Below are 21,287 nucleotides of genomic sequence, written 5' to 3'. Positions count from 1 at the left end.
ACAAAAAATATAAATAACATGGTAAAAGCATTAGTAGAAAACCCAGAAGAAGTTCTTTATTTAAAGGCAGACACTAATTATACGGTTTATAATCTGAATAATGGGAAGAAAGTAGTGTCTGGATTTACTTTAAAGATACATGAAGAAAGGAGTGAGTATAATCATTTCTTACGTATTAATAGAGCCTATTTATTGAATCCAAAATTTATAAAAGAAGTGGTGAGTGAAGGTGCTAACAAAGCGGTATTACTAGTTGATGGTACTTTAGCTAAAGTTTCTAGAAGAAGATTTGATGTTTTGGCGGGTCTTTAAAGAATATTTAAACGCTGTAGAAACTCGGTTTTTTGTCTTCGACTGATAGGAATGACTTTATCTTTAACCACAAGATTGTTATCATCTACATCTAAAATTTTATTGAGGTTAACAATGTAGGAACGATGAACACGGAAAAAAGAACTGCCCAGTTTGGCTTCTAAGTTTTTAAGCAGACCTAGCATTACATAGCTGTCTTTCTCTGTGAATATTTTAACATAGTCGCCTAGGTTTTCAATGTAGCAAATGTCGGGCTTTCTGATTCTAATAAATTTCCGGTCCACTCTGACATAAATATTTTCTTCTCCGGCATTGTCGTCTACGGTATAGCTGCTGGTTTCAGGTTCTGGTTTATCCCATTTTTCTAAAACCTTTTCTATAGCCATGTTTAATCTAGGCTTGGTAATAGGTTTCTGAATATAGTCCACAATACTGTATTGAAAAGCTTCGTAGGCGTATTCTTTACTAGAAGTAGTCATTATTACGGCTGGAAGTATGGCTAGGGCATTAAGAAACTCAAAACCATTCATGCCTTCCATTTCAACATCCAGAAAAATCAGGTCTATTTCATTTTCTGCAAGAAAATCAAGTGCTTCTGTTGCCATTTCAAAGGAAGCAATATGCTCGATGGACTTATGGCCTTGGCATTGCCTTTCTAAAGCCGCTCGAGCTATTTTGCTATCTTCAATAATAATGCTTCTTAATCTCATGTTGCCTTGTTTTCCGTGGGTAACTAGCGTCCATTAAAGATAAGAGACAGCTCCAAAGATCTAAAGGCTATGTCACTTTTATTTATAAAGAACGGGATTTATTGGGCTATTTATAATCTCGCCAATTTTTGCACCTGGGCACCATGTATCCCAATCTAGTTTTTGATTTTCGTTTACTGGCTCTTTTAGTTTCATGTCCTTGTCCATGTAAATAACGGTCATCACACTACGCATCTCTTTGGTGGTATTAGCACCTGCTCGGTGAAATATCCATCCGCTATGAAAACTGACTTCACCTAAATCAAAGGCTTCAGCTACTTGGTCAAAATCTCCCAATCTTAATTTTGATGAGATTATGTTTTCGCTATCGTCAGATATTTTTAAGTTTCTTCCGTCTTGTAGTAAATGACTTTTGGCCGAAAACTCTAAGGGCCCCATTTCTTTAGGAACCGCCTGTAAAGGAACCCAGGCAGTAACGGTATTGTCTGAAGAAAGTGGCCAGTAGTATTGGTCTGCATGCCAAGGCGTAAATCCTCCACCTGGTTCTTTGAAAAGGGCTTGATCATGATAAAGCCTTACGCCATCTACTTGCATTAATTGGGTAGCAATATGTGCTAGCTTTTTACCAAATACAAACTCTTTTACTTCATCAGACTCTCTCCACAAGTTCATAACTTGAAGAAAAGCTTTGCTATAAGTATCTCTTTCTTCTAAAGGAAGGTTCTCTGTACTTAACTCTTTTACTTTATCAATAATTATTTGACGATAGTGTGCTAGGGTACTGGCGTCAAAAACTTGTTTTAGCTTTATGAATTTATTTTCCTGATAGAAGGCTATTTGTTCTTTGGTAAGTATATATGGTTGGTCAATTGATTTCATATCAGTAGGATGGGTGATTTGTTTTAAATTTTTCTAATACAAAGTTGATAGGAAAATGTGAACACAATTTTGCGGATTTTGCCAAGATGATAACTTATTTTATCTTTATATGTTTGTATTTTATCAAATAGAAGGTAATAAAAGTGAAAGCAGTATTTGAGAGCGTAAAAAAGACTGGCTTGTCTTCTTTTAGAAGTTACTTACATGAAGTGCCTCGTTTTGATTTTAAATGGCATTTTCATCCTGAGTACGAAATTACTTTTATTAGAAGGGGAAAAGGAAATAGGCACGTAGGAGATAGTTTGGAGCCCTTTCAGGAAGGTGACCTTGTTTTAATAGGTGCAAATATTCCACACACTTGGGTTTCAGATATGGAGGAAGAAAACTGTCAGGCAGATGTAGTTCAGTTTAGCGAATTAGTAGTTTCGCCGCTTTTAGTGGGTTTGAATGAATTTGAAAAAGTTAAAATACTATTAAGAAAGTCTGATAGAGGAATTTGTTTCAAAGTCAATGGGGAAGAAGATTTCTTAATGTCAAAATTTGACACTTTGCATAAGGCGGTAGGTATGAGTAAAGTCCTCCTATTATTTGAACTTTTAGATATGCTAGCCTCTAAGACTTCTTTCTATTCATTACTAAATACTGATTTTAAAAGTCAATTAGGTAAAAAGGAAACCGACAGAATGGATACAGTTTTTAATTATATTCAAGACCATTTTAGAGAGCAAATTACGCTGGAGAAAATGTCAAGTTTGAGTTGTCTTACTCCCACATCTTTTAGTCGATTTTTTAAGAAACAAACGCATCAAACTTTTGTAGACTATTTGAACGAGCTGCGGCTTACGGCTGCCATGAGAGAGCTTCAAGGGACAGATAAATCAATATCAGAGGTGGCTTTTTCTTCTGGATTTAATACTTTGATGCATTTTAACAGGCTTTTTAAAAGGAAGTATTCTTGTAGCCCTAGTGTTTGGCGTGGGCGGAATAAAAATTAGTTTGAGCTTTCTTTTACTTCTTCAAAGTACTCTTTTGGTGTTTGCTTAGTGATTTTCTTAAAAGATCTATTAAAAGCAGTTTTCGAATTGAAACCTACTTCGTAGGCTAGTGCTAGTAAAGTATAATGGCTAAATTTCTCTTGCTTTACCAAGTTTTTAAATTCATTTATTCTGTAACCATTAATAAGCTCAAAGAAGTTTTTGCCGTAGTGCTCATTGATGGTCTTCGACAAAACATGCGGCTGTATGTTTATTTGAGCGGCTAGCTCACTTAAGGTAAGTTTAGGATTTAAGAAAGGTTTGTTCTCTTCAATATTCTTTTCAAAAGCTTCTATAACCGGCAAAATAGCTTCGGTCTGTGTTTGATCTTTTTTAGGCAGCTTATTTACCGTCTTTTTATGAGGAGTACTTTCTAGAATATCATCAAAAATGGAAATATTCTCTGGGGTAGCTTTAAAGGTTTCTGGCTGGTGAATGGCAAAATAACCCAAAATGTAGGTAATCATGGAGAAAGAAAGCCAAATAAGGTCAATGAAGTTTTCCTGTAAGTCTACAGTCTCATAATTAAAAAATCTTGACAATCCGAAAACCACAAAGAAGGCAAACCAAATAGTCAAACAGACAAACTGTATGATTAAAATGGTGGTGAGGTAATTTAGGTTTTGGTCATAACTAAAGTTTGATTGAAACTGCTCTTGGTAGTTTTTGATAGTTTTTCGGAAGAGATTCCAGTAGTAGGTATTCCACAGGAAACCAGCGAAACCAATGGCTAAAAACAGGATAACTAGCGAAGATTCCTGGTTCATGATTCTGTCTAGCAAGGTTTTATCTGGTTGCAATAAAAATGGCAAATAGATAATTAGTTGAATCAAGAATGGAATAAAATGTAGATACCATTTTGAGGGCAAACTTTCAATATTGAAAAGAAGCTTTCTCAGGTAAAAGTAAAAAATAGGACCATAGAGGAAAATGACAAAGTCGGAGAAGAATAATACCTGAGAAAAGTACTGTACCGAGTTTTGATAATTTGAAAGCAAATAGAAAAAGATGCTGAATGTGGAGAGACCAATGGTACATAACAGCCACTTATTATTTCCTGTATTGCTAGATTGTAAGTTTGGAATGGCTATTAAAAGCAAAACTCCCTGGAAAATTGAAAATAGGAGGAGGAGGTCATATATAGAATAAAAACTAAAGGCACCCTGAAGGTCTTCCCAACCTACTATTCGGAAAGTTAAATTGTCTACGTCGTTAGTGAATTCCCTTTTTAAAGTTCTGTTAGGTCGGGCTTTTCCACTCTCTCTGCCTTCTACGGAATCCCATGAGCCTCTTGTAAATTTAAATTCTATTTCCTCAGAATCGGAGTATACCTTGCATCGGTAGCTACCGTCAATAGATTTTTTTAATCTATAGTTTTCATCTTCAGGATCCCAATTATTAAAATTTCCTGCTACATAAATGGATGCATCTTTTGGTGTGTTTTCAGGAATAGCGTTTACTATAAAGCTGTAAACTATCTGCTCTTCCCAGCCTAAGATGGTGTTATTTATTGAGGTTTTGTTTGACTCATTCTGAGTATATACTCTGTTTGGCAGTGCCAAACCAGCGGGTGTACCTTCGGCAGTAGCCCAGGTACCTTGAGTGAATTTATATTCAAAACGTTCGGGTACGTTTTCTAAAACAATGCTGTAATGTGAGAGCCCAACTTTGGTCATGCGGAAGTCAGGGTCGCCAGCATTCCATTCATTAAAGTCTGTAGCAATGTAGATATCGCCTTTTTCTATGAGCGGGTCCACCTCCAGTTTTACGTCTACTTTTAACTGTGAGAAGCAAAGTACCTGAAAACATAGTATGACCAAGGGCGTAAGAAAGGTTACTATTATACCTTGGTCAATATTTGCATGAAATCTATTCACATTTAAAACAGACCTAATTGGTTTTCAGAATCAGGGTCTTTGTCTTTTGATTTGTTTTTATTTGGCTCAGACTTTGGCGTTTCAGGCTTCGGGCTTTCAGCTTTTGGTGCCTCAGGCTTTGCGGCTTCCGGTTTAACATCTTCTTTAGCAGCAGCTTCTGGTGTACCCTCTTCTGTGTTTTCTATATCGGCGTTGTTTTCTGCACCATTGTCGCTTTCGTTATCATTATCGTCGTCGTCGTCGGGCGTCTCTTCGGGCTCTTCCTTCTCAATGATTTCAGGCTCCAGCATTTTTACATCGCTTATTTTCATAAACGGTAGCTTGTTTCCCAAGGCTTTCCAACCTTTAACACCTACCAACTCTTCTAATTTGAATTCTATTTTTTCAATGTTTGACTTACGGTCTTTTTTTACTTTTAGCTCGGCTCTTGGTAAGTCGTCATAAGATATTCCTAAAAGCTCAGTTCTATTATGTTCGGTTAAGAAGGCAAACTTCTTATCCATGGTGGTGGTTTCTATCTGGAACCTTTTGATGTAATATATTCGACTATCGCCATCATAGTAAATGGCGGTGACTATCCCTTCTTCCTCCAGTTTAGTTATCAGCATAACCGAGCGAGCATCATAGTGATTAGTCAGTTCAAAATTGGTTAGTTCATATTCACCAGTTTTATAAAGTACCAATACCTTATCCTCTGCCTCAAAGTTTCCTATGTATTCGCCGTGTTCGTCCCTGTTTAAACGTCCTAGGTTTGGTGTATACCAAATATCAACACCACCAAGGGTTGATTTACCGGCAGATTTAAGGGCTATTTTTCTTACAGGATATTTAGTAACCATATTACCCATAGAAGAGCGGCCTTTGATGAGTAAATCGGCAAAGTTATAGTCAAATTGTTTTTTCTTTGCGGTACTAGATGCCGTCAAGCTAACAGTAACTATTTCGGCTTCTCCGTTTTCGTTATCACTAAAGTATAGCACTTTAGATTTTGGAGCCCCTTTGGTTACATTATATTCTTTGTCTCTGGTGATGCTTGTTATATTGAAACGTTTCGCATAAGTTTTACCAGACTTAGCATCTAGGTAAATGGCATTGTAAATTCTGCGTTCGTCGTTTTTTCGCCAAACAGAGCAGTGAATAATATCTTTACCCACAAAGTTTTTATCAGAAACTTTAGAAATACTATAGGTTCCGTCTCTCTTAAAAGCAATGATATCGTCAATATCGGAGCAGTCCATCACAAATTCTTCCTTCTTGATGCCGTATCCTATAAAGCCATTTTTACGGTCTACATAAAGTTTTTGGTTATTGGCTGCCACCACGGTAGCTTTCACCTCTTGGAATTCCAAAAGCTCTGTTCTTCGTTCTCTCCCTTCACCATACTTTTTAATTAGGTTATTGAAGAAGTCAATGGCGTAGTCTGTTAAATTGTCAAGGTGGTGATTTACCTCTTTAAGGCTATCAATAAGCCTTTTCATTAGTTCATCTGCCTTAAAGGCATCAAATTTTGATATTCTTTTAATTCTTATTTCGGTCAATCTTAGAATATCCTCTCTGCCTATTTCTCTATAAAAGTCTTTCTTAAATGGTTCTAAACCTTGATCAATAGTGTCAATTACGGCTTCAAAAGTTTCGCATTCTTCTATGTCTCGGTAAATTCTGTTTTCAATGAATATTTTCTCTAGAGAGCTGTATAAAAGCTTCTCCATAAGCTCAAATTTCTTAATCTCTAACTCTCTTTTGAGCAGATGCAAAGTTTGGTCAGTAGAGTCTTTTAAAATGTCAGAAACACTGACAAAGTGGGGTCTGTCATCTCTAACAACAACGGCGTTTGGAGAAATTGACACTTCGCAAGACGTAAATGCATAAAGTGCATCAATAGTAATATCTGGTGATGTGTTAGTTCCTAAATGAATGATGATTTCTACATCACGAGCCGTATTATCTTCTACTTTTTTTATTTTGATTTTACCACGGTCGTTTGCTTTTATAATAGAGTCAATTAGACCTCCGGTGGTGGTTCCATAAGGAATCTCTGATATTTTCAGGGTTTTTTTGTCAACCTCTGATATTCTTGCTCTTACTTTTATTTTACCGCCTCTAGCCCCATCATTATAGGCACTCACATCTAAAATTCCTCCTGTAAGAAAATCAGGGTAAATAGTGAATTTTTGACCTTTCAGATGTTTTATTGATGCCTCGCAAATTTCAATAAAGTTATGAGGCATAAGTTTGGTAGAAAGACCCACCGCAATACCTTCAACACCCATTTCTAGCAATAATGGGAATTTGGCTGGTAGTGTTACTGGTTCTCTTTTTCTGCCATCATAAGACATTTGCCATTCAGTGGTGTCTTCATTAAAGAGAACCTCGTTAGCAAATTTTGAAAGCCTTACCTCAATATACCTTGGTGCTGCAGCACTATCTCCAGTTCTTATATCTCCCCAGTTTCCCTGAATATCTAATAAGAGTTCTTTCTGACCTATGGTTACCATGGCATCGCCAATAGAGGCATCACCGTGCGGGTGAAATTGCATAGTAGCACCTATTACATTGGCAACTTTGTTAAATCGGCCGTCGTCCATTTCTTTAAGAGCATGCATAAGTCTCCTTTGAACAGGCTTTAAGCCATCTTCAGAGGCAGGTACGGCTCTTTCCAGAATTACGTAGGACGCATATTCAAGGAAATAATCCTCAAACATGTCATCTAAAACTTCGTCTTGTTGGGTTGGGTCGTAAGCTTGGTTTTTATCACTCATTATGTCAGAAATGCTAGTCTATGTAGGGGGTATATGCAAAAATAAAAAATTGTGGGGGATTTAACTTCAGATATCATTTAAAGCAAAAAAAAATTGTAAATAGATTCAGCTACCTCGGCTGTTTTATATTTTAGTTAAATATCTAAATGCTCTTTCATGAAACAGAATTCTTACTTTCGTGCTTTATGAAACTTAGAGACCATCGTCATATTTCGGTTTGTATTCCGGCTTATAATGAGCCTGATATTTTAACTACACTAAACTCCTTATCTCAGGCTGCTACAGATGGCTTAGAAGTGTGCGTTTATATATTGATTAATGGGTCAAAGGACAATGATCCTCTTACTGTGGCCTCTAATTTGAAGGGTTTTGATGAAGTAAATGCTTGGATTGAAAACTATTCAGGCTCCATAGTATTCAAATGTTTGTTAGAAATTGATTTACCTTTAAAGCATGCAGGCGTAGGCCTTGCCAGAAAGGTTTTAGGTGATTTAGTTTCGCAAAATTTTAAAGCCAATAGTCAGAACGGAATCCTAGTATATTTGGATGCCGACTGTGAGGTTAAACGAAATTATTTCCAAGCTATCAGTAGTTTCTTCGAGCAGTCCGTGTTTAATGCGGCGGCCATTCACTTTGAGCATAGGATTAATAAGCAGCGAGATATTATTGAATATGAAAGTCACCTAAGATTATACATATTGCTGCAGCGTATGCTTGATTTACCTTTTGCTATTCATACGGTAGGCTCTAGCATGGCAGTGCTGTCGGATACATACATGGCCAAAGGTGGTATGAACAGGCGTAAAGCGGGAGAAGATTTTTACTTCATGCAGAAGTTTATCAAAGATGGCGAGTGCGGAAACATTACAGACACTACCGTTTATCCTTCTGGAAGAATCTCAGATAGGGTTCCATTTGGTACGGGACGTGCTATGCTGAAGTATGAAGAAAAAGGTTTTGAGTGGCAAACGTATAACCCTGAGGCTTTTTTAATTTTGCAGCCATTTTTGGCTAGAAAAGAATCTTTTTATGAGTCTGAGGTTGATTTCACTGGATTACATAAAGGGTTGCTGGCATATTTAAGCTCAATAAGTGCCAAAGAAAAGATAGAATTGATAAAGCAGAATGTGGCTAGTTTTGATGCTTTTGAGAAGCGTTTCTTTCAATTTTTTGATGCCTTTCAATTGATGAAATACTTACATTTTATGCGAGATGAGTTTGGTGTAAATGATGTACCTATTTCGGAAGGATTAGGCTGGTATTTTGAAAATGTGATGAAAGAAGAAAAGCCGCTAACTTTAGGGGAATCACTTTTGAGAATTAGAGAGATTGATAATAAACTAACCTATGAATATTAAAAAATTTAAAGACGCAGAGGCTCTTTCTTTGGCGGTAGCTAAATTTATCATTGCCCTTATAAAAGGTAAGCCTACGGCCACATTAGTGTTAACTTCAGGAGATACTCCCAGAAGAGCCTACCAACTAGCCGTAGACATGGCACAGTCTGTAGATTTCTCTAAATGCATGATTATAGGCCTAGACGAATGGGTAGGTATAGGTCCAGAAAGTGTCGGAAGCTGTAGATATATAGTGGAAGAGAATTTCCTGAAACCTTTAAATGTCACAAAAGAAAACTATACCTTTTTTGATTCTTTAAGCCCTGATTTGACCTCAGAATGTCAACGCGTTGATAAATTGATTTTAGATAGAGGAGGTCTAGATTTAATGTTGGTAGGAATTGGCCTGAATGGTCATATTGGATTGAACGAACCTGGGTATGCTTTTGACCATTATTGTCATGTTACAGATTTGGCACAAATGACTATTGACGTAGGTCAAAAATACTTTGAGGCGGCTACACCTTTGACAAAAGGTATTACGGTAGGTTTGAAACATTTGCTGGAAGCTAAAACTGCCATGATAATGGCCTCAGGAGAAAAGAAAGCAGCCATTATTGGTCAAACTGTCAATTCTCCAGTTTCAACAGAAATACCTTCCACTGTTTTTCAGCTACACAAGGAGGGGCTTATTTGGGTAGATGAGTTAGCAGGAAGTATGATTTAATATCAATGCAAAGCAGCTCTAATCGGCAAGTTTTTAACCACTTCACATTCTTGGTCAATCCAATAATTTAGTCGGCTGTAAACCTTTTCTTCTGGGAAATAATTAAGAGCCATTTTGACAAAATTATGTCCGTGTTTGGCTTCAGAAACCCATAGCGTTTTGTAGAACCTGGCTATTTCGGGGTCTGGGTGGGCATCTGCTACCATTTTGAAACGTTCCCCGCCGCGAGTTTCAAAAACGGAGGCGATCAAGAGACCGTCTAAAAAACGTCCTTCTACATCACTGTATCTTAATTTCATGAGGGCTTTGATGTATGGGTCGTCGGCTATGCTATGCTGAAGCTGTACGCCCCTAGCTTCCATTAATTTGTAAACGGCTTCAAAATGCTGGAGTTCTTCTATTCCAGTGGCAATTAGCTCTGGAAGTATCTCTGTTCTGTTTGGATATTTGGCCACAAAACTCATGTTCATGGCTGAGGCTTTACGCTCGCAGTCGGCATGGTCTTGTAAAAAACTATTAAAATCAGCCATGACGGCCTCAAGCCATTCTTGGCTGCTAGGCCCTTTTATATCCAAGTTTAATTTCATGTGGCGAAGGTAAAATAGAATTCAATAAAACTCAATGAAAGAGAAGTAGAAAGTGGTTTTAGATTAAAACTTTAGCTCTGTATACCATAAAAGAAATATTCAAAGGTGTCCGTTTGTCATAACTCTGGCATTAAGGCCAAAATCTCGCCAAACAAGATGCTTGTAGGTAACATTTAACGTGGAATTTCATCCCAAACTACTCCTAGTTAGCTCCATTGGAGCTTAACTTCCATTTTTTTAAGCGGTACTTTTATCAAGCTTAAGCTAAAATCCTTTTCAAATCTCATCAAGCTTCGCCAAAAAGCTTTCCACATGTTGCAGATGTGCTTGTTTTTTCTCGTCTGGCATTTTTTGTAAAGCGTAATATAGCATGCTGATGCGGCTATTTGATTTAAAGAAATCCTGGTGTTCGTTCATAAATCGCCAAAACAAACCATCCCATATTTGCTCCTAAGGCCCTGAAGGGTAGTGGCTCATTTTTTTGACAAAGGGAGCCTGAAAATCATCAATTTGTTCTTTTTCTAGTTTCATTCTCTCAAACTAGATTTCTCTCTACCCAATTTCGCTGAGGCATAGTGTGCCTTCTTTGCAAAAGCCTCCGACACATGATTAATGGTATAAAATACCATTTCTTGAATGTTAAGATGCGTGTCACTTTGGGCTTCTATTTGTGGCCTAAGTATAAGTCCTAATTGAGCAGGATTAGAACCCAAATGTACCACAGAAGAAAATATGGCCACATTATCTCTTCCGTCGGCCGACCTGCTTCCTATTAAATTAGCAGGCTTAATCCCTGATGTAGAATTGATTAGGTTGAGCCTGGATTTCCGTTCCAGATTCTCTATTTCACTTTTTTTTAAATGTATTGTTTCGGGTATGAAGTTTAATAATTCGTTGATTTTCTGTTTTTACATCTTGGTTTTTGCGGTGTCCCCAAAGCTTAGTTCTAGCTACTTTACCACTTGCAGCTAAATCTACGATGGGTGCTGGATAGTCAATTTCTATACCCAAAAGTTCTCTATCCAAAATACTCATTTTCCATGGCTCATGGATAAATTCTTTGGGTACATCATTTAGTTCCGGCACCCATTCTTTGATAAAAATACCTTCGGGGTCATGGTCTTGCGACTGTTTCACAGGATTATACATTCGTACGGTATTTACACCTGTGGTTCCGGCTTGCATCTGAAACTGTGTGTAATGAATGCCTGGCTCGTAATCCAAAAACTGCTGAGCAAGATGATAAACGCCTGTTCGCCAATGACAATCAAAATGATGGCAAAGTACCGAAACCAGCATGGCACGCATTCTAAAATTTAGCCATCCTGTGGTGTTTACGCATCGCATACAAGCGTCCACCAGCGGGAAGCCGGTCCGGCCTTCTTTCCATGCCTTAATGTGGGTTTCGTTATTGGTATATATTAGTTTTTCGTAAGCTCTATTGACACAAAGTGTTTCGTATTCACATTCGTTTTCGAACTTTTGAATGAAATGACAATGCCATTTGAGTCGTATCAAAAGACCATTAAAACCGCGGCCATATTTACTGTAGTTTGGGTGGTTTTTAACAAATTGATAGACCTGTTTTATACTCAGATTTCCCCAGGCTAAATATGGCGATAGCCTTCCGCAAGATTTTCGGCTTTCTTTTGGTTTAGAAATGAAACGGCTATAGTCTTTACCTCTTTCTTGGCAGAAGGAAATCAGGTATTTCCATGCCATTTTTTCACCAGGTTTTTGAAAGTGAATGGGATAATCTTTTAGTTGATTTTCAAGCGTTTCTGGTAAAGAAAATGGGTATGCAAACTCGAGATTTTGAGAAATGGAAAACGTATTTTTTATGATAGGCTGATGGGCTTGACTGTACCAATTTGTATCCCAATTTTCCCTATTTTTGATGCCTCGCTGTACGCCATTTTGTTGAAATTCTTGCCATTCTATACCCCTACAGGCTAAATGTTTAGCTACGTTTTTGTCCCTTTTCCAAGTTTTCATGATACCACTTTCTTGGTAGGAAAAGACAGTTGAAATAGCGAATTGAGTGGTCAAATAATCAAACACCTCTTCGGCTTCAGCATGAAAAATATGGACTTTTCGATGGAACGGATCCAACTGTGCATTCAGGTCAAAAATGGAATGATACACGAACTGCAAATGGCGTAAAGAAGTGTCAGGGTGAGCCAATAGTGAGGGCTCAAAAAGGTAAATAATAAGGTAATCTTCAGCGGCCTTTTCTGCTTCTTGAAACGGCAGATGGTCCTGTGTTCTCAGGTCTCTTTTGAGCCAAACAATGTTTTTTTTGCTTCTCAAAATTGACGTGCCTTTTAACGTTTTGAAATCTTATTCAGCGAAATGCTTTTCTGCCGCGTGCATTTGAAACGTGTAATTTCTTCGCTTCTCTTTTTGAGATGTTTTTGACTCACACCAGAATTGACCCGCTTACGCCAAAGTTTAAAAGAACTTTCCTTTAAGGTACGTCGCATAGTAGCAATAACATCTGCCTCCGAAGTGCCAAACTGTATTTTTATGGCTTGAAAAGGCGTTCTATCTTCCCAAGCCATTTGGATAATTCGGTCGGTATCTTGGTCGGTCATTGCTGTAAAGAGATAATCATTGTTTAATAAAAATCTAAAATAATTAAACAAAATAACTTCTTCAAACAAATGGCTAACAGGTTTACAATAAGAAATTGGCCTAAAAAGAAAAACATTTTTAAATCAAGACCTTATATTGAAATATGAGAGAACGAAGTTCATAGTGACTTTACAAATGAATAGATTACCTTGAGGTACATTTAAATATGGCATGCTGTAATAACAATGATTTTTAATTTGGGAGGTACAAATTTGGATAAAATGAAAGCAAAATTTAAAAAAGGGATTCCAGTTCTACCTTCGTCGGATATTAAAAGAGACGTGGCATGGTATAAAAAATATACAGGTTTTGAGATGAAGGGCGGTGACGAAATGTATGCTGTACTGCGTAGAGAAAACATAGATATCCATCTTCAATGGCATGCAGATACGGAAGAGGACCCGCTTCTTGGCGGTTCGGTGGTGAGATTTTGGATACAAGATGTGATTTCTTTATTTGAGGAATTTGTAGAAAACGGAGCCTTATCAAAAGATAAATTAAGACTTAACACGGCCTGGGGAACTAATGAATTTGGTCTTTATGATTTGAATAAAAATGCACTTTTCTTTTTTGAGGATATCAAAAATTAGAGCTGTTATGTCATTGACACAGTAATTACTGCCAATTATACATTTTTTGGTTTTTCATGTCTGAGCCTTCTTAAACTTATAAGTTGAAAATTATCCCATTGATGAAAAACTTACTCGCTCTTTTAATTTTAATGCCCTTTTTAACTTTTTCTCAAACGGCCGTTTGGGACGGTGACTCTGACGGAGACGGTGACAATTTGAAATGGGAGGATCCTGAAAACTGGGTGGCAGATAAAATCCCCGAAAAAGAGGAACTTGTTCAAATTGCCAGTGATAGTGTAGTAGTTTCGAGTGAAGTACTTATTAGAGCATTAGAACTACAGCCTGGTGCTATCTTAGTACAGTCTTCCAGCACTAATTCTGATGTTTTTACCATAAATGAAAGTTTGGGAGAAGGTGTAATTATTGACGGCTCTGCCAAATTGTATATAGATGGTGAGTTACACATTCTTCAGTCTGCTCAAAATGCCATTGACTTACAGGCTAATGGTTCTTTGATTATTGGTCAAAACGGTTTGTTGTATATAAACCAAGCCAATGTGTCCGGAATAAATGGAGTGCCTGGAGATTATTTTTTAAATGAAGGACATTTGCAGATTGAGAATGTGGCTTCAGACGGTTTAGAAGTAAACAGTTTCACAAATAAGGGCACGATTCAAGTAGAAGATGTAGGAGGTGCGGCACTGGTAGTTTCAGGTGCTAATGGCCTAAATGAAGGTACAATAGCAACGGAAGAAGCTATTACCATTCAATGCAGCAATTCTTTTACAAATACAGCATCGGCCCAAATCAGAACTGATAGGACATTAGGGATTTCCTGTGATTTTCTAAACCAAGGATTGCTAAACTGTAGAAATGGTTCTGGTATTGGACTTAGTTTAAGTACCAATAAAATGCTAACGAATGAAGGGGATATTAGACTAAGAGTTTCAAATTCAGATGCTTTAGTTATGGATACCTCATTTGAACTATTTAATGCCAAAGATGGTGTTATTTTGTTGACTAATAGCGGGGTAGGGGATTTGCCAGGTAAATACATTATGGCCATAGACGGCGTAGATACCAAACTTACCAACCATGGTTTTATAAACCTACCAATAAACGGAAGGAGAGAAGGCATAAAAGTCAGTAACAGAGCTATTATTGAAAACGTTGGAGATTTTTATGTTGGAGATTTCTATGAAAAGGGTTTGACTTTTGGTATTAACGGACTCAATTCAGTTGTTTTAATAAATGCTGATACCGCCTATTTTAAAATTGGCAAAGGAACATTGGCCAATGCCGTGGCTTTAGAGTTTAATAACAAAATTAAAATGACCAATGCTGCCTGTGCCGATTTTATCCTAGAAGATTCGCTTGCATTGACAGGAACTATAAATGGAATGAGTATCATAAATGAAGGCTTTCTCCAATTAGAAAAGTTTTATAAAAAATCTAGTGCAACTTTTGAAAACGCTGGAGCCATCTTTTTGGCCGATTCGGCCTTGGCTTTGAACTCTCCCAATAGTATCATAGATGTAATCACTAATACAGGCTTAATCTATCATCCTCAGCAAGCTCCTATTGTTTCTGGACTTACTGTTAGCCCTATCATAAGAAATGCAAATTTTGCCAATGCAGACATTACAGGCGGTAGTGTTTTTGTCAAAAACGGTAGTGGATTATTGACTCCCGCTGGTCAAATAATAACAGGAACAAACTCTTGGACACCACCTGCCAATGCAATGGGTAAAGACTCAATATTTTTTAATTACAGACCGCAAGGTTCTGGCTGTGACCTACGTTCTTTGACTATTCCCTTTATCACTTTTACCGACTGTCCATCACCAGCAGTGCTCACTTTTACAGGTAATGCTTCTGAAGATTGGCATAATGCATCTAACTGGTCACCAAACCAAGTACCTCGTAAATGTGACGACGTCATAATCCCGAATGGCGAACGATGTGAAATAGCTCCTGCGACCACAGCAGAAGCAAAAAGTATTTTGGTAGAAACGGGTGCTTATTTTTTAGCTCCGCCAAATATTGTAGGCTTGTTTGACCCTTCGGAGTAGTTTTTTAAGGTTATCTAGACAGCACTTATAACCACTTACACAGTTTATCATACCAACTTTACATAAAACTTGATTATGTATGAATGCCTTTATAGCTTGTCGGTTAACAAGTTTTAATCTATGAAATTTTTTGTTTTTTTGTTTTTATTTCCCCTTTCTGTACTTTCACAAACTGTCACTTGGGATGGAGGAGGTGACGGTGTTAACTGGGAAGACCAAGACAATTGGGACGGAAACCTACTCCCATGTAACTCTTGTGATGTCATTATTGCAAACGCACAAGTAGCTTTTAAGTCAAGTGATGAAGTGAGAAGTATTAGCTTGTCAGGAGTAAGTAACACAAGTTTACAAGTTGAAAAAGGTGCTGAGCTTACTTTAAATAATGCAGTATCTGATGGTCTTACCATAGAAGACAATGCTTCTTGTACGGTTTTAGGGACAATGAATATCGCAAATCCGGCATATTTAGGGGTAGAGTTAGAATATGGAATCCTTGAAATTCAAGATGATGGTCTTTTTCAGATAGATAATACAGGAAGCAATTGCTTAAATATTGGTTCGTCTGGCGTCTTTACATTAAATGCTCTCAGCGGTAATCCTATTTTGAACCTCCAATCTTGCGGAGGTTCGGCCATCAACAACAGTGGAAGCTTTACCAACAACCTTGGTGAAATAACAACAAGTAACTTAAATGCTATTGGAATATCCAATCAAGGTGCTTTTGAAAATAATGGAAGTATTGTTTTAAATAGCCAAAGTCAAACAGGCTTGCTGAATGCTGGAGCTTCCGCGAATTTCTTTAATAATACTAATGGTACGGTCAATATCTCAGGAGGAGTAGACGGCATACTTAATTCCGCTGCAATTACTAATAATGGGGACATAAATATCTATAGTCCTTCTGAGCATGGCATAGAGTCTACGCTTGGTCTTATTCTTTCTGAAGGGGAAATAACCCTAAATAATGCAGGCGATAATGGAATGACTTTGACTGGAGGGGAGTTTGAAAATATTGGTCAACTTGAAATTAATTCACCCACTTTAATCGGTATTTCTACAAGCACAAAAGTGACAAACAGAGGTGATATAGAAATTGAAGGTATTTTTGAAAAAGGCATTTTGAATACAGACAATACAGATTCATTTATTAACGACGGAACCATACGAATTCATAAGCCAACGGGTTTTGGAATTCATAACAGTGGAGAAACTAGTATTTTTAAGCAAGAAACAGGAAGTAATATATTTATAGAAGACGCAGGCACTTATATCCGGAATTCGGGACAATTTGAGAATAAGGGTTCCATGGATTTAAGAAAGACTCTTGCTGGAACAAACAGCGGAATTGGCGTGGTTCATCAATATACTAATGCATCTTTTATAAATGAAGGAGATATTACTATTGAAGATACCAGTGCAGGAATTCAAGCAGCTTTTGCTTCTACTACTTTTGAAAGTAAGCAAGGTTCTAGCATTACCATTAGGCGGGTTGGCTCTGGAATCGTTGCAGGAGCCTCTTTCATAAATGACGGTGCACTTACCATAGAACATACCCAATCTTATCATATTCAGCTCGGTAGTTCTGCCATTTTTGAGAATCAAATCAATGGAATTATAGATTTGGATTCTTTGGAAGGTGCCACGGCATTAGGGCTTTTTCAGAGTACTGGAACACTTATTAATCGCGGGCAACTTGACATTAACGACAAGTCGAATTCATCTTTTTATTTTCTGGGTGCCACACTTCATAACTATGGCACCATAAATTTTGACAGTGAAGATTTTAACACCGTTGAAAGCTTCCGAAACTTTTCAACGGGTATTATTACAGGTACCAATTTGTCTATTATTGGCGGAATACTTAACAACAGTGGTGACCTCCTAGGTTTTAATAAAATTGTGGCAGATAGTCTTATAAACTCGGGTCTGATTCATATTCCTTACGGTCAAATTAACGGTACACCTATTCATAATTTGCCAAGTGGGACTATCCAAATAGACGATACTGAACCAAATACTTTTTCTACTATCAAAGGTGCTTTGAGGGTAGAAGATAAGCTTATTAACGAGGGACTTATAGAGATAAATGCCTCTCCACATAATGGCATTCAGTTTAATGATAATGACTCCCTGATTAATTCTGGAAGTATCAATATTAGTAATGTTGTGGGAATTGGTATTCAGCAGAAAGGTGTCAATGGAGTTATTAAAAATTTGGCTGGTGGCTCTATTCAAATTACTGATGCTGACAGTTATGGTATTGAAACGCAGACTGATGTTATAAATGATGGAAGCATAAGTGTTATTAATTCATTTATTGGCTTAAGGACTTCTGCTGGTGGAGCGGGAGAAATAATAAATAATGGCGATATGGAGTTTAATAATGCAATTCAACAAGCCATTTTTGGTTTTGACAAATTGACAAATTCTGTGACAGGTTACATCCTTATAGAGGCTTGTGGAAATGTATCTCAGATAGAAGAACTAGATAATGCAGGCGAAGTAGAATTTGTGAATACCTCACATGGCATTAAAGCAAATCAAATTTTAAATTCAGGAAGTATTAATGCCGTCAATGTTCCGAATACCATATTAAGTAATATTACTGTAGCATCTGGTCATACTTTTTCTAATACAGGAGTAATGGATTTTGAAAATGTTACACAAGGAATTCATTTCGTTTATGCTAGCACCAATCATGGAGAAATTAAGATTGACGGAGCCACTGTTGGTATTACTAGTAGAATGGATAATTTTGGAAAAATAGAGGCTGCTAACTGTCAAACTGCTCTTACTGGAGGTATAGATAATAAACAGGGCGGAGAAATACTTCTAGATAATAATACCAATGTAATAGTTAGGACCAATGAAACATGTGGTTTTATAAAGTCTACTACAGGATATGAAATTCAAACAGAAAATTACGGTTTCATTAGCCACCCGGACCCTATAAATGCCAATATACGGGTTAGTAACTACGGAGTTTTTGAGAATGTAAAAGGAATGAGGCAAGGGCAAGCTGGTGGTGGCAGTTATTTTAATAATGATGGCTTAATGACCGGTAAAATAAATGGTAAACCTTCTGTTCTTGTCAAAGAATTAAACGCAATGTGGGCTCATTCAGCTTTTACGGTCTCAAATAGTAACCTGTATACAGATGCATCGCTATCAACTTTAGGAGGTGGTTTTGCCAGTGCCGATAATTCTATATCCTTAAATGCTATTGGTGCTTTGGCAGATACTTTATATACCTCAGTTAACTATGGTTCTGGCTGTAATACAGTAATTAGAATTCCTGTTAGGCAAGACGCTGACTGTGGTGGAGTTTATACCACTGCGGTTCCAAGTGATTGGGTTATTTCCACTAATTTTCAATGGCACGACCCAATATCATGGGAAGATAAAATAGTGCCTGATGGCTGTACAAATGTTGTTATGGATGCTCCCTTATGGATACCCGCCAACTCAAAAGCAAGGGCTCATTCTATAGATGTGAACGTGAAGTTTAGAACAGAAACAGGAGCAGTATTGATTATTGACCCTTCTAATTAAATATGGACTATAAAATTTTCAGTATTTCGAATAAAATTTCTTTGAGCAAATGCATATTTACCTTTTTCCTTTTACTCATTTCCATTAACTCCATTGCTCAAGTAAAAACATGGACGGGTAATGGTTTTGGAAATTCATGGAGTGATGCCAATAACTGGAGTCCTGTAGGAGTGCCTGGCTCTTCGCATGTTGCCTACATCGGTAGTGACAGTGTTAGAGCCACTGGAGATATTTTAATCAGAGGGTTGGTTTTAGATGGTAATGCAATTTTAAATTATCAGACTACATCTTCATTTGAATTTATTATTGACGAGACGAATAATGATGGCATCATTTTAAGGAGTAACGCAAAGCTATATGTAAACTCCAAAATGACTCTTAGAAATATAAATCACACGGGTGTATTAATGGAAGCTAGTAACTACCTTTTTATAGGAGATTTTGGTTCACTCATAATAGAAGATACTGGAGAAGATGGAATTTATGGAGTCTTAACTTCATCCGTAGAAAATCATGGAGTCATAAACATAGAATCTTTCCAAGATGATGGTTTAGCTATTTGTAATCTTTTGAACACAGGAAGTATCACAGTTTCTGACGATGGTACTCGTGCTGCAATAATCGGCGGTTCTACATCTGAAAATCAAGGACAAATAAATTTTGGTAGTAACGTGCTACTTAATTCAACAGTTACTTTTACAAATCAAGCAGCGGCAAGTATTTATAGTTCAGGACCCATTCAGGTATATGGAGATTTAGTAAACCATGGAACTATAGCATCTGAATCTACAGAAGAGAGTATAAAGTTATATAGTTATGCCGAGTTAGATAATTATGGTGAAATATCATTCACGTATTCTAACGAAAATAATATTGAATTAAATGGTAATTCGGAGCTTATAAACCACTCTACTGGATTAATTCATAATCTGGATTCTATGGCTACTGCTATGGAAGGTGTGTTTGCTATTTCACTCAAAGATGCCGGAACCAGTATAGAGAACGATGGCGAGATAGCATTAGACTTAAATAATGCCAGAGAAGGTATTGAGATTTTTGACGGCGGAGTCTTGACCAATTCTGGATTAATTGATATTCAGAATTATTACAAAAGTGGGGTAGTTTTATCATCTATTAGCTCTGATAAAGAAACTATTCTGAATTATAAAACGGCAGCGTTTAATATAGGAGAAGGTGCTTTGTCCAGTTCTAAAGCCCTAGTCTTAGAAGATGGAAACATCTTAAATAATAGGGAATGTTCAGATTTTGTTTTAGAAGATTCTTTAGAACTAAACGGTACTTCTGGCACACTCATTTATAATTATGGCTTTATGCAGATAGAAGGCCTAAAGAAAGATGCAGGCCCTGATTTTATTAATACAGGAGCACTAGCACTTACATCTTCACTACTAGAGAATGGATTGCCAGCTGGCTATATAAATCAGTTTGGTAACGGAGGTTTAATCTATAGTAAGAATCCTAATGAAATTATGGAAGGGCAGCAAGTTCAACCACTATTTGCAGGTTTTCATTCTGATGCCGCAGCTTATTTGTCAAATATTCAGGTAAAAGAAAACGGAGCAATGGTACCTGCAGGAGATTTGGATGCTCCAAATAATTATTGGAAACCTAATGAGGCAGCGGTAAGAGAAGATACCGTTTATATAACTTATACGCTAGATGAGTGTAATGCTAGAGTGCTCAAACTCCCTTTTTATAGGAATCCTGTTTGGGATTGTAATACTGCTCCTGCTGCAAATGTAACCTTCTTAGGCTCTATTAACACCGACTGGCATACGTCAGATAACTGGTCAAATAATGAAGTACCTAGAGCCTGCGATAAGGTAATTATACCAAATGGCGAACGATGTGAAATAGCCCCAACTACCACAGCAGAAGCTAAAAGTATTTTGGTAGAAACAGGTGCTTATTTTTTAGCTCCTCCGGGAGTGATGGTTCTGTTTGACCCCTCGGAATAGCATTTTCGGTAATAGTGCCTTTTAAAAGTATTAAAGAGTAAAGTCTCAAATAGAATCAATTTCTACTACTTAAGTTTATGCGGGCTTAAATACTGAAGAAAGATAGGGTACTAATGTTTTTCACTGAAGAGAAATGCTAAACATAACATGCCATATTTAAATCGGTACCTACATGTTTACATGTAGGACATCTACATCAAAACATTGAAAAAACGCCATGCTATTGGCAGCATTGCGATTAATGTTTACCTTGAAT

General features: G+C 37.1%; 16 protein-coding genes. 8 read left to right on the top strand and 8 right to left on the bottom strand.

What is annotated here, in order from left to right:
* The first annotated feature begins 18 nt into the window (after positions 1-18).
* Positions 19-312 (top strand): LytTR family DNA-binding domain-containing protein, encoded by a 294-nt coding sequence (locus AADJ06_RS07850; RefSeq protein ID WP_341225875.1) that lies wholly within the window; start codon positions 19-21, stop codon positions 310-312.
* On the opposite strand, the gene AADJ06_RS07845 is transcribed toward AADJ06_RS07850, so the two are convergent.
* Together AADJ06_RS07845 and AADJ06_RS07840 are read right to left on the bottom strand one after the other, a co-directional pair.
* Positions 309-1,022 (bottom strand): LytTR family DNA-binding domain-containing protein, encoded by a 714-nt coding sequence (locus AADJ06_RS07845; RefSeq protein ID WP_341225874.1) that lies wholly within the window; start codon positions 1,020-1,022, stop codon positions 309-311. The genes AADJ06_RS07850 and AADJ06_RS07845 overlap by 4 nt on opposite strands.
* Before the next feature lie 78 nt (positions 1,023-1,100).
* Positions 1,101-1,901 carry a phytanoyl-CoA dioxygenase family protein gene (locus AADJ06_RS07840; protein ID WP_341225873.1) on the bottom strand — a complete coding sequence of 267 codons (801 nt, stop codon included), beginning with the start codon at positions 1,899-1,901 and terminating at the stop codon, positions 1,101-1,103.
* Between the two features lie 143 nt (positions 1,902-2,044).
* On the opposite strand from AADJ06_RS07840, the gene AADJ06_RS07835 reads away from it, so the two are divergent.
* A complete protein-coding gene (locus AADJ06_RS07835) occupies positions 2,045-2,896 on the top strand; it encodes an AraC family transcriptional regulator (RefSeq protein WP_341225872.1) in 852 nt (283 codons plus the stop codon).
* Here AADJ06_RS07835 and AADJ06_RS07830 read toward each other — a convergent pair.
* Both AADJ06_RS07830 and AADJ06_RS07825 read right to left on the bottom strand, forming a co-directional pair.
* Complete coding sequence (locus tag AADJ06_RS07830) at positions 2,893-4,812, bottom strand: helix-turn-helix domain-containing protein (RefSeq protein ID WP_341225871.1); 1,920 nt, start codon at positions 4,810-4,812, stop codon at positions 2,893-2,895. The two genes, AADJ06_RS07835 and AADJ06_RS07830, sit on opposite strands and share 4 nt — an antisense overlap.
* Positions 4,813-4,814: 2 nt before the next feature.
* On the bottom strand, positions 4,815-7,571 hold the full coding sequence (locus AADJ06_RS07825; protein ID WP_341225870.1) for a DNA gyrase/topoisomerase IV subunit A: 2,757 nt from the start codon (positions 7,569-7,571) through the stop codon (positions 4,815-4,817).
* A 185-nt stretch (positions 7,572-7,756) separates the two neighbouring features.
* On the opposite strand from AADJ06_RS07825, the gene AADJ06_RS07820 reads away from it, so the two are divergent.
* Positions 7,757-8,929, top strand: a complete 1,173-nt coding sequence (locus tag AADJ06_RS07820; protein WP_341225869.1) for a hypothetical protein — start codon at positions 7,757-7,759, stop codon at positions 8,927-8,929.
* Positions 8,919-9,635, top strand: coding sequence for a glucosamine-6-phosphate deaminase (locus tag AADJ06_RS07815; protein WP_341225868.1), 717 nt, complete (start codon positions 8,919-8,921; stop codon positions 9,633-9,635). Before AADJ06_RS07820 ends, AADJ06_RS07815 begins: the two co-directional genes overlap by 11 nt.
* A 2-nt stretch (positions 9,636-9,637) precedes the next feature.
* On the opposite strand, the gene AADJ06_RS07810 is transcribed toward AADJ06_RS07815, so the two are convergent.
* From AADJ06_RS07810 to AADJ06_RS07795, 4 genes are all read right to left on the bottom strand, one after another.
* Positions 9,638-10,222: a tRNA-(ms[2]io[6]A)-hydroxylase gene (locus AADJ06_RS07810; RefSeq protein ID WP_341225867.1), complete on the bottom strand. Its 585-nt coding sequence runs from the start codon at positions 10,220-10,222 to the stop codon at positions 9,638-9,640.
* 527 nt (positions 10,223-10,749) lie between these two features.
* Complete coding sequence (locus AADJ06_RS07805; RefSeq protein ID WP_341225866.1) at positions 10,750-10,962, bottom strand: hypothetical protein; 213 nt, start codon at positions 10,960-10,962, stop codon at positions 10,750-10,752.
* 106 nt (positions 10,963-11,068) lie between these two features.
* Entirely contained in the window at positions 11,069-12,532 is a 1,464-nt protein-coding gene (locus AADJ06_RS07800) for a deoxyribodipyrimidine photo-lyase (protein ID WP_341225865.1), read from the bottom strand.
* A gap of 14 nt (positions 12,533-12,546) precedes the next feature.
* Complete coding sequence (locus AADJ06_RS07795; protein WP_341225864.1) at positions 12,547-12,816, bottom strand: TIGR03643 family protein; 270 nt, start codon at positions 12,814-12,816, stop codon at positions 12,547-12,549.
* A 261-nt stretch (positions 12,817-13,077) separates the two neighbouring features.
* Here AADJ06_RS07795 and AADJ06_RS07790 point away from each other — a divergent pair, with 261 nt between their 5' ends.
* The 4 genes from AADJ06_RS07790 to AADJ06_RS07775 all read left to right on the top strand — a co-directional run bounded on the left by AADJ06_RS07790 (position 13,078) and on the right by AADJ06_RS07775 (position 21,031).
* The gene (locus AADJ06_RS07790) at positions 13,078-13,446 is read left to right on the top strand and encodes a glyoxalase/bleomycin resistance/extradiol dioxygenase family protein (protein ID WP_341225863.1); all 369 of its coding nucleotides are present in this window, start codon (positions 13,078-13,080) and stop codon (positions 13,444-13,446) included.
* A 101-nt stretch (positions 13,447-13,547) separates the two neighbouring features.
* Positions 13,548-15,500, top strand: a complete 1,953-nt coding sequence (locus tag AADJ06_RS07785; RefSeq protein ID WP_341225862.1) for a hypothetical protein — start codon at positions 13,548-13,550, stop codon at positions 15,498-15,500.
* Positions 15,501-15,620: 120 nt separating this feature from the next.
* Positions 15,621-19,052 (top strand): hypothetical protein, encoded by a 3,432-nt coding sequence (locus AADJ06_RS07780; protein WP_341225861.1) that lies wholly within the window; start codon positions 15,621-15,623, stop codon positions 19,050-19,052.
* Positions 19,053-19,054: 2 nt separating this feature from the next.
* Positions 19,055-21,031 carry a hypothetical protein gene (locus AADJ06_RS07775; protein ID WP_341225860.1) on the top strand — a complete coding sequence of 659 codons (1,977 nt, stop codon included), beginning with the start codon at positions 19,055-19,057 and terminating at the stop codon, positions 21,029-21,031.
* Positions 21,032-21,287: the final 256 nt, after the last annotated feature.

The sequence above is a fragment of the uncultured Arcticibacterium sp. genome, assembly GCF_964021845.1.
Classification (GTDB): Bacteria; Bacteroidota; Bacteroidia; order Cytophagales; family Spirosomataceae; genus Arcticibacterium.
This window is presented reverse-complemented; position numbering and strand designations above follow the sequence as displayed.

Coding starts and splice junctions, on each gene's coding strand:
- AADJ06_RS07810 (WP_341225867.1), bottom strand. CDS start 10,222: ATGAAATTAAACTTGGATATAAAAGGGCCTAGCAGCCAAGAATGGCTT.
- AADJ06_RS07825 (WP_341225870.1), bottom strand. CDS start 7,571: ATGAGTGATAAAAACCAAGCTTACGACCCAACCCAACAAGACGAAGTT.
- AADJ06_RS07775 (WP_341225860.1), top strand. CDS start 19,055: ATGGACTATAAAATTTTCAGTATTTCGAATAAAATTTCTTTGAGCAAA.
- AADJ06_RS07785 (WP_341225862.1), top strand. CDS start 13,548: ATGAAAAACTTACTCGCTCTTTTAATTTTAATGCCCTTTTTAACTTTT.
- AADJ06_RS07815 (WP_341225868.1), top strand. CDS start 8,919: ATGAATATTAAAAAATTTAAAGACGCAGAGGCTCTTTCTTTGGCGGTA.
- AADJ06_RS07820 (WP_341225869.1), top strand. CDS start 7,757: ATGAAACTTAGAGACCATCGTCATATTTCGGTTTGTATTCCGGCTTAT.
- AADJ06_RS07780 (WP_341225861.1), top strand. CDS start 15,621: ATGAAATTTTTTGTTTTTTTGTTTTTATTTCCCCTTTCTGTACTTTCA.
- AADJ06_RS07795 (WP_341225864.1), bottom strand. CDS start 12,816: ATGACCGACCAAGATACCGACCGAATTATCCAAATGGCTTGGGAAGAT.
- AADJ06_RS07845 (WP_341225874.1), bottom strand. CDS start 1,022: ATGAGATTAAGAAGCATTATTATTGAAGATAGCAAAATAGCTCGAGCG.
- AADJ06_RS07790 (WP_341225863.1), top strand. CDS start 13,078: ATGAAAGCAAAATTTAAAAAAGGGATTCCAGTTCTACCTTCGTCGGAT.
- AADJ06_RS07840 (WP_341225873.1), bottom strand. CDS start 1,901: ATGAAATCAATTGACCAACCATATATACTTACCAAAGAACAAATAGCC.
- AADJ06_RS07850 (WP_341225875.1), top strand. CDS start 19: ATGGTAAAAGCATTAGTAGAAAACCCAGAAGAAGTTCTTTATTTAAAG.